The sequence below is a fragment of the Actinokineospora spheciospongiae genome (assembly GCF_000564855.1).
GTDB classification, from domain to species: Bacteria; Actinomycetota; Actinomycetes; order Mycobacteriales; family Pseudonocardiaceae; genus Actinokineospora; species Actinokineospora spheciospongiae.
Map to the genome: position 1 here is coordinate 1 of NZ_AYXG01000003.1, position 14859 is coordinate 14859.

The window sequence follows — 14859 nt, forward strand, 5'->3', positions numbered from 1 at the left end:
CCCGGCCAAACACATCCACCCACCCGGGCAGGGGCGTAGCCGGGCCGGCGGTTTTCGGGGTGGTCGGCTGGCAAGCGCGTCCACCCACCCGGGCAGTTGGCTGGCCGGGCCGGCGGTTTCGGGGGTGGCTGGCTGGGCAAGCGCGTCCACCCACCCGGGCAGTTGGCTCGCCGGGCCGGCGGTTTCGGGGGTGGCTGGCTGGGCAGGCACTTTTCAGCCACCCGGGCATTTACTCGCCGGGCCGGCGTTTCGGGGTGTCGGCCTGCGTTGAGGACAGGCCCTGGGAGCCAGCCCACCTGCTGCCCATCGGCGCCAGGGCAGCCCCCAAATCAACCCAAGCACCACCCACCGACGAAAACCGCCGCTCCGCCCGGAGTTGTCCACAGCCCCAGGGGACCCCCGAAATCAATTCAACCAGGGGCCACCGACAAAAGAGGCTCCGCCGAGCCGAGTTGTCCACAGGGCCGGGGGAGCCCCCGAGGTCAAGCCAACCGGCAGCCACCGACGGAGGAAGCGGCCCTCCCGGGGTTGTCCCCAGGGCGGGCCGGTCGGCGTGGGGTCAGCCCTCGCCGTCGATGACGCCGGGGTCGAGGCCGAGGTAGGCGGCGACCTGCTCCACCAGCACGTCGTGCACCAGGTCGGCCAGGTCGCCGCCGTCCTTGGCCCTGGCCTCCAGGGGGCGGCGGTAGAGCACGATCCGGGCCCGGGTCGGTTGGCCTCGGCGGTCCACCCCGGCCGCCACCAGGCGGGCGAGCGGTACGCCGCTGTCGGCGAGGACGCCGTCGGGGGTGGGGGTGCCGGTCTCGGGGACCTCCGGCACGTCGTCCACCGCGACGTCGAGCTTGGTCAGCTCCGTGCGCCAGCGGGCCTCGATGGGCTCCAGGGCGTCGAGGACCAGCGCGTCGAACTTCTCCGCGCGGGTGCTGGCGGCGGGCAGGGTCGAGGGGAAGAGGGGGCCGCGCAGGCCACGTCCGTGGCGGTCGCGGCTGCGTCGTTCGCGGCGCCGGGAACCGCGGGCTGTCACCACGGGGAACCAGCGTACGCGGGTCGGCAGTTGCCCCGGTTGGGCGCTCCGGGGGCGTGTCGCGGGTGCACATGCGGTACCGGGCCGGGGGGAGGCGCTATCGTCACCAGTTGTGCGGAGCGTGCGTCGGTGTTCACGAACCGGGTGTCTGAACCCGGCCGTCGCCACGCTGACCTACGCCTATGCCGAGTCGACCGCCGTCGTCGGGCCGTTGGCCACCTACTCCGAGCCGCACAGCTACGACCTGTGCGAGGAGCACGCCCTGCGGCTGACCGTGCCGCGCGGGTGGGACGTGGTGCGCCACGACGGGTCGTTCGCGCTGCCGGAGCCCTCCGTCGACGACCTGACCGCGCTGGCCGAGGCCGTGCGCGAGGCGGGGCGGGTCGACCGCCCGGTGGAGCAGCCGGACCCGGGCACCGGGAGCAGGCGCGGTCACCTCCGGGTCCTCCCCGACCCGGTCAACGACTGACCCGCGCCGGTAGGCTGCCGGGCGAGGACCACCGAACCCTGGGAGAACCCGTGCGCGACCTGTCCGGCGTCTTCAAGGCCTACGACATCCGCGGCGTCGTCGGCGAGCAGATCGACGCCGACCTGGTGCGGGCGGTGGGCGCCGCCTTCGCCCGGCTGGTCGGCGGGCCGACCGTCGTCGTCGGCCACGACATGCGCGAGTCCTCCCCCGACCTGGCCGCCGCGTTCGCCGAGGGCGCCAACGGCGAGGGCGTCGACGTGATCAACATCGGCCTGGCCAGCACGGACATGCTGTACTTCGCCTCCGGCAGCCTGGACCTGCCCGGGGCGATGTTCACCGCCAGCCACAACCCGGCCAAGTACAACGGGATCAAGCTCTGCCGCGCGGGCGCCGCCCCGGTCGGGCAGGACTCCGGGCTGCGGACCATCCAGGCCGAGGTGGAGGCCGACACCCCCGGTTCGGGCAAGACCGGTTCCGTGGAGATCCGCGACCTGCTCACCGGGTACGCCGAGTACCTGCGCGGGCTGGTCGACCTCTCCGGCATCCGCCCGCTCAAGGTCGTGGTGGACGCGGGCAACGGCATGGGCGGTCACACCGTGCCCACCGTCTTCGACGGCCTGCCGCTGGACGTCACCCCGATGTACTACGAGCTGGACGGCAACTTCCCCAACCACGAGGCCAACCCGCTGGACCCGAAGAACATCGTCGACCTGCAGGCGAAGGTCCGCGAGGTGGGCGCCGACATCGGCCTGGCCTTCGACGGCGACGCCGACCGCTGCTTCGTCGTCGACGAGAACGGCGACCCGGTCTCGCCCAGCGCGATCACCGCGCTGGTGGCGGTGCGCGAGCTGGCGAAGGACCCCGGCGGCACGGTCATCCACAACCTGATCACCTCGCACGCGGTGCCCGAGATCGTCGCCGAGCACGGCGGCGTCCCGGTGCGCACCCGGGTCGGGCACTCGTTCATCAAGCAGGAGATGGCCGAGACCGGCGCCATCTTCGGCGGGGAGCACTCCGCGCACTACTACTTCCGCGACTTCTGGAAGGCCGACACCGGGATGCTGGCCTCCATGCACGTGCTGGCCGCCCTCGGCGAGCAGCCGGGCACCCTGTCCGACCTGACCCGCGAGTACAACCGCTACGCCGCCTCCGGTGAGATCAACTCCACCGTGGACGACCAGGCCGGGCGGCTGGCCGCGATCAAGGCCGAGTACGGCGCCCGGGACGGGGTGACCCTCGACGAGCTGGACGGGCTGACCGTGCGGCTGCCCGACGGCGCCTGGTTCAACCTGCGCGCCTCGAACACCGAACCCCTGCTGCGGCTCAACGTCGAGGCCGCCGACGACGACGCCGTGGCCGCGGTGCGCGACGAGGTGCTGGCGATCGTGCGGGCCTGACCGCGCCCGCCCCGCCCGCGACCCCCGAACCGGAGGAGGACCACCATGGCAGTCACCCTGGACCCGCAGCTCTTGGACATCCTCGCCTGCCCGTCCGACGACCACGCCCCGCTGACCGCGGGCACCCCGGACGACCCGGCCGCCGACGCGCTCACCTGCACCGAGTGCGGGCGGGTGTTCCGGGTCGACGACGGCGTGCCGGTGCTGCTGCTCGACGAGGCCACCGAGCCCCGGCTCGACAATGTCACCGAGCCCCGGCCCGACGCGGACCGCTGAGTTGACCTCCCTCCCCGACGACACCCTCCTCGACGACGCGGCGCGCATCTCCGCCGCCGACCCCGAGGGGCTGCTGCGCGCCGCCGCCGGAGCGGGCGCCCAGGTCCGCGCGACCGCCGACGCCGCCCGCGAGGCCGGTCTCGACCGGTTGACCGGGTTGCGCCCGCGCGCCCTGGTGCTGGTGACCAGCCCCGGCCTGGGGCCTGCGGTGGCCGGGCTGCTGGCGGCGCTGCTGCCCGCCTGCCCGGTGCCGGTGCTGCTGGCCGACGAGGTGCCCGGCTGGATCGGCCCGCTCGACGTTGTCGTTGCGCATACCGACGACCCCGGCGACCGCCTGCTGGCCCGCGGTGTCGACCGCGCGGGCCGCCGCGGCGCCGCCGTGGTGCTCACCGCCCCCGCCGAGGGCCCGGTGGCCGCGGCCGCCGCGGGCAACGCGGTCCTGGTGGCGCCCCGGATGCCGGTGCGCCCCGGGTTCGGCTTCGCCACCGCCTACACTGCGGGCCTGCTCGCGCTGTCCGCGCTCGGCCTGCTGCGCGTCGACCTCGACGCGATGGCCGACGAGCTGGACCGCGAGGCCGAGCGGGCGCACCCGAACCACGAGTCGTTCGTCAACCCGGCCAAGGCGCTGGCGCTGCGGCTGGCCGAGCACACCCCGCTGCTGTGGGGGCTCGACCCGGTCGCCACCGCCGTGGCGGGCAACGCCGCGCAGGCCCTGGCCACCCACACCGACCTGGTCTGCGACGTCGCCGACTACCAGCAGGCGATGAGCCGCACCGCCCTGCACCGGGCCGCGGTGCGGGCCACCTCCGGCGGCGACATCTTCGCCGACCCGGACGACTTCGACGGCCCGGCCACCGCGCCACCGCGGGTGCTGCTGCTGGCCGTGCGCGCCGACCCGGGCGACCCGGCCCGCAGGTTGGCCGCGGAGACCCTGCCGGGGGCCGACCTGATCGACCCGGCCGAGGAGATCACCGCCGCCGACGAGCCCACCCGGGCCGCGGTGCTGGCCCTGCGCTTCGACCTCGCCGCCCTCTACCTCGGCCTGGCCGCGGGGACGGCGGGCGGTTCCGGACGGTACGCACCCGCGACGGCCTAGCGGCGGCGCAGCCGCGGCAGGTCGTCGGGTGCAGTGAGGGAGTTGAAGGTCTGTGGAGCTGCTGCGCAACGCCGTGCGCCCGTACGCGTGGGGATCGCGCACCACCCTCGCCGAGCTGCTGGGCAACCCCTCGCCCGCCCCGCACCCGGAGGCGGAGCTGTGGATGGGCGCGCACCCCGGCGACCCGTCGCGGGTGGTGGACCCCTCCGGTGCCGAGCGGTCGCTGCTGGAGCGGATCGACGCCGACCCGGAGACCGAGCTGGGCGCCGACACCGTCGCCCGCTGGGGCAACCGGCTGCCGTTCCTGCTCAAGATCCTCGCCGCCGAGGAGCCGCTGAGCATGCAGGCGCACCCGTCGGCCGCCCAGGCCGCCGAGGGCCACGCCCGCGAGGAGGCGGCGGGCATCGCCAGGGACGCGCCCAACCGCAACTACCCCGACCCCACCGCCAAGCCGGAACTGGTGTGCGCGCTCACCGAGTTCCACGCCCTGGCGGGCTTCCGCGACCCGGTGCGCACCCTGGCGCTGCTGGAAGCGGTGCGCACCCCGGGCCTGGCGCCGTACGCGGACCTGCTCGCCGGGCAGCCCGACTCCGGTGGCCTGCGCGCGCTGTTCACCATGTGGATCACCCTGCCGCAGACCGCCCTGGGCAACCTGCTGCCGGACCTGTTCGACGCCTGCGTCCGGCACGTCAAGGACCACGGCGAGTTCGCCCTGGAGTGCCGCACCGTCCTGGAACTGGGGGAGTCCTACCCCGGTGACGCGGGCGTGCTGGCGTCCCTGCTGCTCAACCGGCTGGTCCTGGGCCCCGGTGAGGCGATCTACCTGCCCGCGGGCAACCTGCACGCCTACCTGCGCGGCACGGCGGTGGAGATCCTGGCCAACTCCGACAACATCCTGCGCGGCGGCCTGACCCCCAAGCACGTCGACGTGCCGGAACTGCTGCGGGTGCTCGACTTCGGCAGCAACGACATGCCGGTCACCACCGGGGAGGACCGGGGCAGGCTGCGCGTCTACCGCACCGAGGCCCCCGAGTTCGAGCTGTCCCGGGTCACCTGGGCCGAAGCCGACCGCGACGAGGTCGCGCTGCCCGGCGGCACCCCCCGCATCCTGCTCTGCTGCGCGGGCACGGTGGTCGTCGGCGACGGCGAGCGGGAGTTGACCCTGCGCCCCGGCCACTCCGCCTGGGTCCCGGCCACCGACCCCGACCTCCTCGCCCGGCCGTCCGGTGACGGCGAGGCGCACCTGTTCGTCGCCACCACCGGCACCGACGCGCCCTCGCACGGCGAGCGGTGACCCCGGTGGCCTAGGCTTCCCCCGAAATCGGACATCGACGAACACCAAGGGAGCCACCGTGTCAGCAGGGGGTAGCACCAAGGCCATCCTCGCCGCACTCGCCGCGAACGCGGGCATCGCGGTGGCGAAGTTCGTCGGGTTCCTGGTCACCGGGTCGTCGTCGATGCTGGCCGAGTCGGTGCACTCGGTGGCCGACACGTCCAACCAGGGCCTGCTGCTGCTGGGGCAGAAGACCTCCCAGCGCAAGGCGACCAGGGAGCACCCGTTCGGCTTCGGCCGCGACCGGTACTTCTACTCGTTCATCGTGGCCCTGATGCTGTTCACCCTGGGCTCGGCGTTCGCGCTGTACGAGGGCATCCACAAGGTCACCCACCCGGAACCGCTGACCTCCCCGATCGTCGCGGTGCTCATCCTGGTGGTCGCCATCGGCCTGGAGAGCTACTCCTTCGCCACGGCCATCACCGAGTCGAAGAAGGTCAAGGGCGACGCCACCTGGTGGGGCTTCATCCGCCAGTCCCGCACCCCCGAACTCCCGGTCGTGCTGCTGGAGGACGCGGGCGCCCTGCTCGGCCTGGTGCTCGCCCTCGCGGGCGTCGGCCTCGCGGTCCTCACCGGCGACCCGGTGTGGGACGGTGTCGGCACCATCTGCATCGGGGTCCTGCTCGGCATCATCGCCGTCATCCTCATCGTGGAGATGAAGTCCCTGCTCATCGGCGAGGGCTCCACCGACGCGGAACTGGCCAGGATCGAGGACGAGCTGGCCACCGGCAAGATCGAGCGCGTCATCCACATCCGCACCCAGTACATCGGCCCCGACGAACTCCTCGTCGCCGCCAAGATCGCCCTGCGCCCCGGCCTGCACATGGACGACGTCGCCCAGGCCATCGACGACGCCGAGGCCCGCATCCGCGCGGCGGTCCCCACCGCCCGGCTGATCTACCTGGAACCGGACCTCTACCGCACGTCCGCCACCGCCTGACCCGGCCAGACGCGAAGCCCCCGCGGGGTCGGGGCTCGCGCCTCGTCCGCCCCCGGTTCGCGGTGCCGGTCTTCAAGCGGACCGCCCACCGCGGCGCTAGCCTCCCTGGACTGGACAACGTCGAACCAGGAGGTGGGCCGTGCCGGGGAGTGGTCTGTGGCGCACGAAGTCGATCGAACGGTCCATCGCCGATACCGACGACCCGGACACCAAGCTCCGCCGCAACCTCTCCACCTGGGACCTGACGGTCTTCGGGGTCGCGGTGGTCATCGGCGCGGGCATCTTCACCCTCACCGCCAGGACGGCCGGTGACTTCTCCGGCCCGTCGGTCTCCGTCGCCTTCGTCATCGCCGCGGTGGCCTGCGCCCTGGCCGCCCTCTGCTACGCGGAGTTCGCCTCCACGGTCCCCGTCGCGGGCAGCGCCTACACCTTCTCCTACGCCACGTTCGGCGAGTTCGTCGCCTGGATCATCGGCTGGGACCTCATCCTCGAACTCGCCGTCGGCTCGGCCGCGGTGGCGAAGGGCTGGTCCACCTACCTCAACACGGTCATGGGGTACCTGTTCGGCTTCGACCCGGACCGCACCAGCGCCACCGTCCTCGACGTCGGCCCCATCACCGTCGACTGGGGGGCGCTGCTGCTGGTGGGCGTGATCGTGACCCTGCTCGCGGTGGGCACCAAGCTGTCCTCGCGGGTGAGCATGGTGATCACCGGAATCAAGGTCGCCATCGTGCTCTTCGTGATCGTGCTCGGCCTCTTCTACGTCAAGGCCGCCAACTACACCCCGTTCGTCCCGCCCGCGGAACCGGCCGCCGCGGGGCAGTCGGGGGTCGAGCAGTCGCTGCTGTCGTTCCTGTTCGGCAGCGGCAGCAGCTCCTTCGGCGCCTTCGGGCTGCTGGCGGGCGCGTCGCTGGTGTTCTTCGCGTTCATCGGCTTCGACATCGTCGCCACCACCGCGGAGGAGACGAAGAACCCGCAGCGGTCGGTGCCGCGCGGCATCCTCGGTTCGCTGTCGATCGTGACCGTCCTCTACGTCGCGGTGTCACTGGTCGTGGTGGGCATGGTCAGCTACACCCAGTTGGCCACGGTGAACCCGGACGGCAGCGAGAGCAAGAAGACGCTGGCCACCGCGTTCTCCGCCAACGGCGTCGACTGGGCGGCGCAGGTCATCTCGATCGGCGCGCTCGCGGGCCTGACCACCGTGGTCATGGTGCTGATGCTGGGGCAGATCCGGATCATCTTCGCCATGGCCCGCGACGGGCTGCTGCCGCGCGGGCTGGCGAGCACCGGCGGCAAGGGCATCCCGGTCCGGGCCACCCTGGTCGTCGGCGGCCTCGTCGCCGTCGCGGCGACCTTCTTCCAGGCGGACAAGCTGGAGGAGATGGTCAACGTCGGCACGCTGTTCGCGTTCATCCTGGTCTCGGCGGGGGTGGTCGTGCTGCGCCGCACCCGCCCGGACCTGCCCCGGGCGTTCAAGGCGCCCTGGGTCCCGGTCGTGCCGGTCCTGGCGATCCTCGCCTGCGTGTGGCTGATGCTGAACCTGACCGTGCTGACCTGGCTGCGGTTCGTGGTGTGGATGGTGCTCGGCGTGGTCATCTACTTCGTCTACAGCAGGCGGCACTCGCTGCTGGGCAAGGACCCCGAGGGCGCAGGGGCGGCGGGCGCGGCCGGGCCGCCGGGGGAGTCCGGGAAGTAGCATCGCCCGCGTGCCGCTGCTCTGCCTCGACGTCGGGTCCACCTGGACCAAGGGTGCCCTGGTGTCCGAGGCGGGGGAGCTGCTCGGCACCGCCCAGCACGCCACCACCGCACCGGAGGTGCTGCGCGGTGTCGACGCCGTGGCCGCCGCCCTCGAACCGGGAACCGCCGCGCGAGCCGCAGACCTCGGGTCGGGGGCGCCGGGTTCGTCGCGCACCGCCGCGCAGGCGGGTGGGGCGGTGGTGCCGGTCCTGCTCTGCTCGTCGGCCGGGGGCGGTCTGCGGCTGGCGGTCGTCGGCCAGGAGCGGCTGGTCAGCGCCGAGGCCGGGCACCGGGTGGCGCTGTCGGCGGGCGCCAAGGTCGTGCACGTGTCCGACGGCGAACTCGACGGCGCGGGCCTGCGCGCCCTCCGCGCGGCCTCCCCGGACGTCGTCCTCCTCGTCGGCGGCACCGACGGCGGTGATCAGCGCACCCTGCTGCACAACGCGTCCAGGCTCGCCGCCAACCGCGTCCGCGTCCCGATCATCCTGGCGGGCAACACCGCCGCCCGCGCCGAGGCCCTGACCCGCCTCGCCGGTCGCACGGTCGTGGTGACCGACAACGTCCTGCCCGACATCGGCGAACTCGCCCCCGCCCCGGCGCGCGCGGCCATCCGCGAGGTCTTCCTGCGCCACGTCATCGGCGGCAAGTCCCTCTCCCGCGGCCCCCGCTTCCGGCGGCTGGTCCGCGCGGTGACCCCCGACGCGGTCCTCTCCGGGGTCTCCCTGCTGGCGTCGGCCACCGACGACACCGGCGCCGTGCTGGTCGTGGACGTCGGCGGGGCCACCACCGACGTCTACTCCGCGGTGTCCACAGTGGATGAAACGGCGGGTGCGGTCGGGCTGCCCACCGACCGCCGCACGGTCGAGGGCGACATCGGCATGCGCTGGTCGGCGCCCGGGGTGGTGGCCGCCGCCACCGCCGACCGCCTCATCGGGGAAGCCGACGGGCTGGCCGGGGCCGCCGCCCACCGCGCCGCCGCGGTCGACTGGGTCCCGACCACGCCCGAAGAGTCCACTGTGGACTTGCGGCTCGCCGCCCTGGCCGCCCGGATCGCCCTGCGCAGGCACATCGACGCCACCGGCGGCCGGTTCGGCCCCCGGGGCATCGGGCTGCTCATCCTCTCCGGCGGACCCTTCCGGCACGCGGAATCCGTGGCGGAGGTGGAAACCGCCCTCCGCTCGGACCCCGCCCTGCGCCCCCACCTGCGCACGGCGGCGGTCGCGGTGGACACCGACTACGTCCTCGCCCCGGCGGGCCTGCTCGCCGCGGCGGGCCACCGGTCCGCCGCGGAAAACCTGCTCACCACCCGCCTGCGCACCACCCACCCGCACTGAACCCGCCGCCCACGAGGCCAAGCGGCCACGAAGCGACCAGGCGGGCGCGACGCCAGGGGCCGCGGCGTCAGGTGGGCGGGGTGGATTCCCGCTTCGGCGGCCACGACAGGCCGCCCGCCGCCGGGGCCTCCGGGTCCAGCGCCGCCGCCAGCGCCACCGCGCGGTCCCACTCCGGGTCGGCCGGGTAGTCGGTGTGCGCGAGGGTGCCCGGCGCCCAGCGGCGGCCCGCCACGGGTCCGCGCATGGGGTCCGGCAGCCAGTGGTCGCCGCCGAGGACCAGCGCCCCGTGCGGGGACACCGACGCCGCCGGGAGCGGGCCCTCGGTGCCGTCGGTGCGGAAGCCGGTGCCCAGCAGCCTGCCGTCGCACACCTGGCGGTTCCACGTGGTCACCGCGCCGCCGATCGGGTCCGTGCCCCGGCACAGCGCCCGCCACCGCCCGCCCAGGCCGCCCGACAGGTGCGCCAGGCCCCGGTGCGACACCACGGCGGGGAAGGCCCTCGGGTACGCCCACTGCAACTGCGACCCCGCTGTCACGATCCCCAGCCTGCTCGCGGCGGCCGGGTCCAGCGTGCCCAGCAGCCGGGCCGCGGCCACCGCGACCAGCAGGCTCCCCTGGCTGTGCCCGGTCAGCACCACCCTGGTCGACGGGTCCCTGAGGTGCTCCGCGGCGCGCGCCGCCAGTTCCGGGACCACCTTCAGCGCGTAGCAGGGCGGCACGGCCGGGTGCGACTCGCGCGGCCAGAACGACGCCAGGTCCGCGATCACGCCCAGCCTGCGACCCGCCTCCGGCTGCCGCGCGGCGTCGTACACCGCTTTGAGCAGCGCCCCGGCCAGCGCGCCCAGCGCCAGCACCCCGAACGCCGACAGCGGGTCGGTCCACGGCGGCGGTGTGAAACCCGACACGCGCAGCGCGATCACCGCGACCGCGCCCGCCACCAGCACCGCCGACGCCGCGAGCACCACCCGGTGCAGGTTGCGCCGCTGCCAGCCCGCCACCCGCCAGGCCTTCAGCGCCGCCGCGGCCTCCGGGCGGCCCGCGTGCAGCAGGCCCGCCTCCGCGTAACCGGACCCGCGCAGCAGCCGCACCAGCGCCACCACCAGCATCGGGACCGCCACCACCACGCCCAGCGCCGCCGCCGCGCCCCACAGCAGCGCCACCGGCTCGTAGCCCGCGGGCAGCCGGGCGCCGACGCCGATCAGCCGACCCACGGCGATCGCCAGGCCCACGCCGAAACCACCGCCGAGCAGCACGCCGAACGCCAGCACCGGCGCGGCCATCCAGCCGCCCGCCCACGGCCGCAGCTCCCTCGGCTCACCGGCCCAGGTCCGCCGGGCGATCAGCGCCGCGGGCACCAGCAGCACGCCCACCAGCACGACCACCCCGAACAGCGCCACCGCCACCAGCTCCACCGTCGGCCCGGTCCCGGTCACCGCGGCGGGCATCGGCGACATCACCGCCCCGACCGCCACCACCAGCGCGCCCGCGACGACCAGCAGCACCCGCCGCGGCCACCGCCCCAGCGCCCCGCGCAGCGCCCGGCCCACCCGGCTGTCCCCGGCCCCGCGCGGGTCGTCGAGCAGCAGCACCGCCAGCAGGCACAGGCCCAGCAGGGCCAGCGCCAGCAGCCGCAGCACCCGCGCCACCGGCCCGTCGGGCTGGTGGAAGGGGCCGCCCACGGCCAGCAGCGCCACCGACGCCAGCGCCGTCACCAGGTGCAGCGCCCGCAGCGCCGGGGTGTCCGGGTCGGCGACGAGCCTGCCGCCGGGCAGGTCGCTCTCGGTGGGCCGCACCCGCGCGCCCGGCCGCCAGGACACCGTGGAGATCCGGTACAGGACCAGGACGAACAGCAGCGCTGGGAGCAATCCCACAACCTGGCGGAAGGGGTAGGCCGAACGGACGCCGCCGGGCACCCAGGCCAGGCAATCCGCGCCCGGCGCCAGGCACTGCGTCGCCAGCAGGTCGAGGGTGACCACGGTCGACTGGGTGATCAGCAGCGCGGTCAGCAGCAGGGCCGCGAGCCGCACCAGCGAGCGGTTGACCGCGGCGAGCACCCGCCCGGCCCGGTGCCCGGAGGGGACCGGGGGCAGCATCCAGTGCGCCATGTTGGCCAGGGAGAACGGGAACAGCAGCGCCCAGGCGGCCTTCGCCCAGCCGCCGGAGGTCATGGCGCTCCACACATACCCCTCGACCACCCTGGGCACGGACCTACCCTCCGCGCGCAGCACCGGACCCGGTGCGGGACGCTGGAGCCGATCCGCCGGGCGGACCAGCCGACCGACGCCGTCACCCGCGACGTCCACCGCGGCGACGGCGCCGACCAGCGACTCCGCACCGGTGCCCAGGACGCCGTGCACGCGCAGCTCGACCACGCGCGTGTCCGATCCGGTGAGCAGCACGTTTCTCCCCAGGTCGCCGATCCGCCGGGCGCTTGCGCCCGCATTGCGTCCATGGTCCACGCTGGTCGGGCGCGGATCACCCGTTTCGGCCGATCCCTGCCCACGGACCGCGACGGTAGTGTTCGGCAGGAAACTGAGTCTGGAGGATTTACCCGATGACCGCAGAAGACACGCGGACCACGACCGGGGAGCGCTTCGCGCAGACCCTCAACGGCGTCGACTTCGCTGTGGCGGACCTCTCCCTGGCCGAGTTCGGCCGCAAGGAGATCCGCCTCGCCGAGCACGAGATGCCCGGCCTGATGGCGCTGCGCCGCGAGTACTCCGAGGTGTACCCGCTCAAGGGCGCGCGCATCTCGGGCTCGCTGCACATGACCGTCCAGACCGCGGTCCTGATCGAGACCCTGGTCGCGCTCGGCGCCGAGGTGCGCTGGTGCTCGTGCAACATCTTCTCCACCCAGGACCACGCGGCCGCGGCCGTCGTCGTCGGCCCGCACGGCACCCCGGAGGAGCCCAAGGGCGTCCCGGTGTACGCCTGGAAGGGCGAGACGCTGCCGGAGTACTGGTGGGCCACCGAGAAGATGATGACCTGGCCCACCGGCGGCGGCCCCAACATGATCCTCGACGACGGCGGTGACGCCACGCTGCTGGTCCACAAGGGCAAGCAGTACGAGGCCGCGGGCGTCGTCCCGAACGCCGAGGACAACGACCCGGAGGAGTGGGGCATCATCCTGGAGACGCTGCGCGCGTCCCTGGCCGCCACCCCGGACAAGTGGACCAAGATCGCCGCCGACATCCGCGGCGTCACCGAGGAGACCACCACCGGCGTGCTGCGGCTCTACCAGCTCGCGGCCGCCGGTGAGCTGCTCTTCCCGGCGATCAACGTCAACGACTCCGTCACCAAGAGCAAGTTCGACAACCGCTACGGCATCCGCCACTCGCTGGTCGACGGCATCAACCGCGGCACCGACGTGCTCATCGGCGGCAAGCTCGCCGTGGTCTGCGGCTACGGCGACGTCGGCAAGGGCTCGGCGGAGTCGCTGCGCGCCCAGGGCGGTCGCGTCGTCGTCACCGAGATCGACCCGATCTGCGCGCTGCAGGCGCTGATGGACGGCTACGAGGTCCGCGCCCTCGACGAGGTCATCGAGAAGGCCGACATCGTCATCACCACGACCGGCAACAAGGACGTGGTGACCGCCGACCACATGGCCAGGATGAAGCACCAGGCCATCCTCGGCAACGTCGGCCACTTCGACAACGAGCTGGACATGGCGGGCCTGGCCCGGCACCCCGGGGTCACCCGGATCAACATCAAGCCGCAGGTCGACGAGTGGGTGTTCAAGGACGGGCACTCGATCATCGTGCTGTCCGAGGGCCGCCTGATGAACCTGGGCAACGCCACCGGCCACCCGTCGTTCGTGATGTCGAACTCCTTCTCCAACCAGGTGATCGCGCAGGTCGAGCTGTTCACCAAGCGCGAGGAGTACGACAACGAGGTCTACCGCCTCCCGAAGAAGCTGGACGAGAAGGTCGCCCGCATCCACGTGGAAGCGCTCGGCGGCACCCTCACCAAGCTGACCAAGGAGCAGGCCGAGTACATCGACGTCGACGTCGAGGGCCCGTTCAAGTCGGAGCACTACCGCTACTGACCCGAAGCGGTTCGGTCTGCCCCGGCACGCAACCCGCGTGCCGGGGCAGACGTCTGTAGGGGTGCCCCCACCTGCGGGGTGTAACACCCGGGGCCGTCGGAACGATCTTGAATAGTTCTGGCGCGCGCAGGGGGCGCGTCAGTGCCGGTGAGCCGCCCCGGGGGTGGGGAACTGGGGGGCGCCGGGGGCGGTGCCACCGTCAGAAGAGAGGGGAGACTCTTTTGACGGCGACACCGCCCCCGGTTCCACTGTTCCCCCCGGCACTGTTCCCCCCGGCTCCGCCGAGGTGCGCACGGCCCACCGCGGAGCCGCCCCCACCCACGCCATGGGTATGGTCGCCGCGTGGGCCGACTCATCGTGATCGAGGGCTTGGACGGCGCGGGCAAGCGCACCCTGGCCGACGGGCTGACCACCGCGTTCACCCGCGCGGGCGCAACGGTCACGGGCATGGCCTTCCCCAGGTACGAAACCTCCACCGAGGCCAAGCTCATCCGCGACGCCCTCTACGGCGAACTGGGCGGCCTGGGCGAAGAGGCCTACGGCATGGGCATCCTCTACGCCCTGGACCGCCACCACGCCCGCGAAGACCTGATCACCGCCCTCACCACCCACGACGTCCTGCTCCTCGACCGCTACGTCGCGTCGAACGCCGCCTACGGCGCCGCCCGCAAGCACGAGGGTGCCCACGGCCCCTTCGTGGAGTGGGTGCGCGCCACCGAGATCAAGCGCTTCGGCCTCCCCGTGCCCCACGCCCAACTCCTGCTCCGCGTCCCCCCGCAACTCGCCGCCCAGCGCTCAGCAGACCGCGAACGCACCGAGTCGACCCGCCCCCGCGACACCTGGGAAACCGACGACAACCTGCAAACCAGGGTCGGCAAGGTCTACGACGAACTCGCCGAAACCCACTGGCTCTCCCCCTGGCACATCATCGACGGCACCACCCCCACCGACCTCGACACCCTGGCCACCACCCTCCTCGCCCCCTGATCCAAAAACCGCCTGCCCGGCGGCCGGCCACCCGGAACCCCACCGGCGCAGCCGCCCAGCTCACCACCCGCCAGCCGGGCGGCCCACCAAGCAACGCGCCAGCGGCGCAGCCGCCGCCCACCCCGCCACCCGGAATCCCGCCATGCGCAGCCGCCAACCACCCCGCCACCCCCGGCCTGGCGGCCCGCCACCCGAACCTCACAGTGCGCAGCCGGCGACCAC

12 protein-coding genes are annotated in these 14859 nt (G+C 73.7%); 10 read left to right on the forward strand and 2 right to left on the reverse strand.

What is annotated here, in order from left to right; translation table 11 throughout:
* Positions 1-559: 559 nt before the first annotated feature.
* Positions 560-1027 (reverse strand): metallopeptidase family protein, encoded by a 468-nt coding sequence (locus UO65_RS00155; RefSeq protein WP_035277561.1) that lies wholly within the window; start codon positions 1025-1027, stop codon positions 560-562.
* Positions 1028-1136: 109 nt separating this feature from the next.
* On the opposite strand from UO65_RS00155, the gene UO65_RS00160 reads away from it, so the two are divergent.
* The 8 genes from UO65_RS00160 (at position 1137) to UO65_RS00195 (ending at position 9606) form a co-directional block, all read left to right on the forward strand.
* Entirely contained in the window at positions 1137-1493 is a 357-nt protein-coding gene (locus tag UO65_RS00160) for a DUF3499 domain-containing protein (RefSeq protein WP_181399910.1), read from the forward strand.
* 50 nt (positions 1494-1543) lie between these two features.
* Positions 1544-2890 (forward strand): phosphomannomutase/phosphoglucomutase, encoded by a 1347-nt coding sequence (locus tag UO65_RS00165; protein ID WP_035277563.1) that lies wholly within the window; start codon positions 1544-1546, stop codon positions 2888-2890.
* A gap of 45 nt (positions 2891-2935) precedes the next feature.
* Positions 2936-3166: a Trm112 family protein gene (locus UO65_RS00170; RefSeq protein WP_035277565.1), complete on the forward strand. Its 231-nt coding sequence runs from the start codon at positions 2936-2938 to the stop codon at positions 3164-3166.
* The gene (locus UO65_RS00175; protein WP_052020289.1) at positions 3132-4262 is read left to right on the forward strand and encodes a phosphoheptose isomerase family protein; all 1131 of its coding nucleotides are present in this window, start codon (positions 3132-3134) and stop codon (positions 4260-4262) included. The genes UO65_RS00170 and UO65_RS00175 overlap by 35 nt, the downstream gene beginning before the upstream one ends.
* A 52-nt stretch (positions 4263-4314) precedes the next feature.
* Positions 4315-5556: a mannose-6-phosphate isomerase, class I gene (manA, locus tag UO65_RS00180; protein WP_035277568.1), complete on the forward strand. Its 1242-nt coding sequence runs from the start codon at positions 4315-4317 to the stop codon at positions 5554-5556.
* 58 nt (positions 5557-5614) lie between these two features.
* Positions 5615-6535 carry a cation diffusion facilitator family transporter gene (locus UO65_RS00185; RefSeq protein WP_035277569.1) on the forward strand — a complete coding sequence of 307 codons (921 nt, stop codon included), beginning with the start codon at positions 5615-5617 and terminating at the stop codon, positions 6533-6535.
* Positions 6536-6674: 139 nt separating this feature from the next.
* Positions 6675-8231: an amino acid permease gene (locus UO65_RS00190; protein ID WP_052020291.1), complete on the forward strand. Its 1557-nt coding sequence runs from the start codon at positions 6675-6677 to the stop codon at positions 8229-8231.
* A gap of 10 nt (positions 8232-8241) precedes the next feature.
* Positions 8242-9606 (forward strand): glutamate mutase L, encoded by a 1365-nt coding sequence (locus tag UO65_RS00195; protein WP_084175172.1) that lies wholly within the window; start codon positions 8242-8244, stop codon positions 9604-9606.
* Positions 9607-9673: 67 nt separating this feature from the next.
* On the opposite strand, the gene UO65_RS00200 is transcribed toward UO65_RS00195, so the two are convergent.
* A complete protein-coding gene (locus tag UO65_RS00200) occupies positions 9674-12004 on the reverse strand; it encodes a hypothetical protein (protein ID WP_035277571.1) in 2331 nt (776 codons plus the stop codon).
* Between the two features lie 155 nt (positions 12005-12159).
* On the opposite strand from UO65_RS00200, the gene ahcY reads away from it, so the two are divergent.
* Positions 12160-13650: an adenosylhomocysteinase gene (gene ahcY, locus UO65_RS00205; protein ID WP_035277573.1), complete on the forward strand. Its 1491-nt coding sequence runs from the start codon at positions 12160-12162 to the stop codon at positions 13648-13650.
* A 342-nt stretch (positions 13651-13992) separates the two neighbouring features.
* A complete protein-coding gene (locus tag UO65_RS00210; RefSeq protein WP_035277575.1) occupies positions 13993-14637 on the forward strand; it encodes a dTMP kinase in 645 nt (214 codons plus the stop codon).
* Positions 14638-14859: the final 222 nt, after the last annotated feature.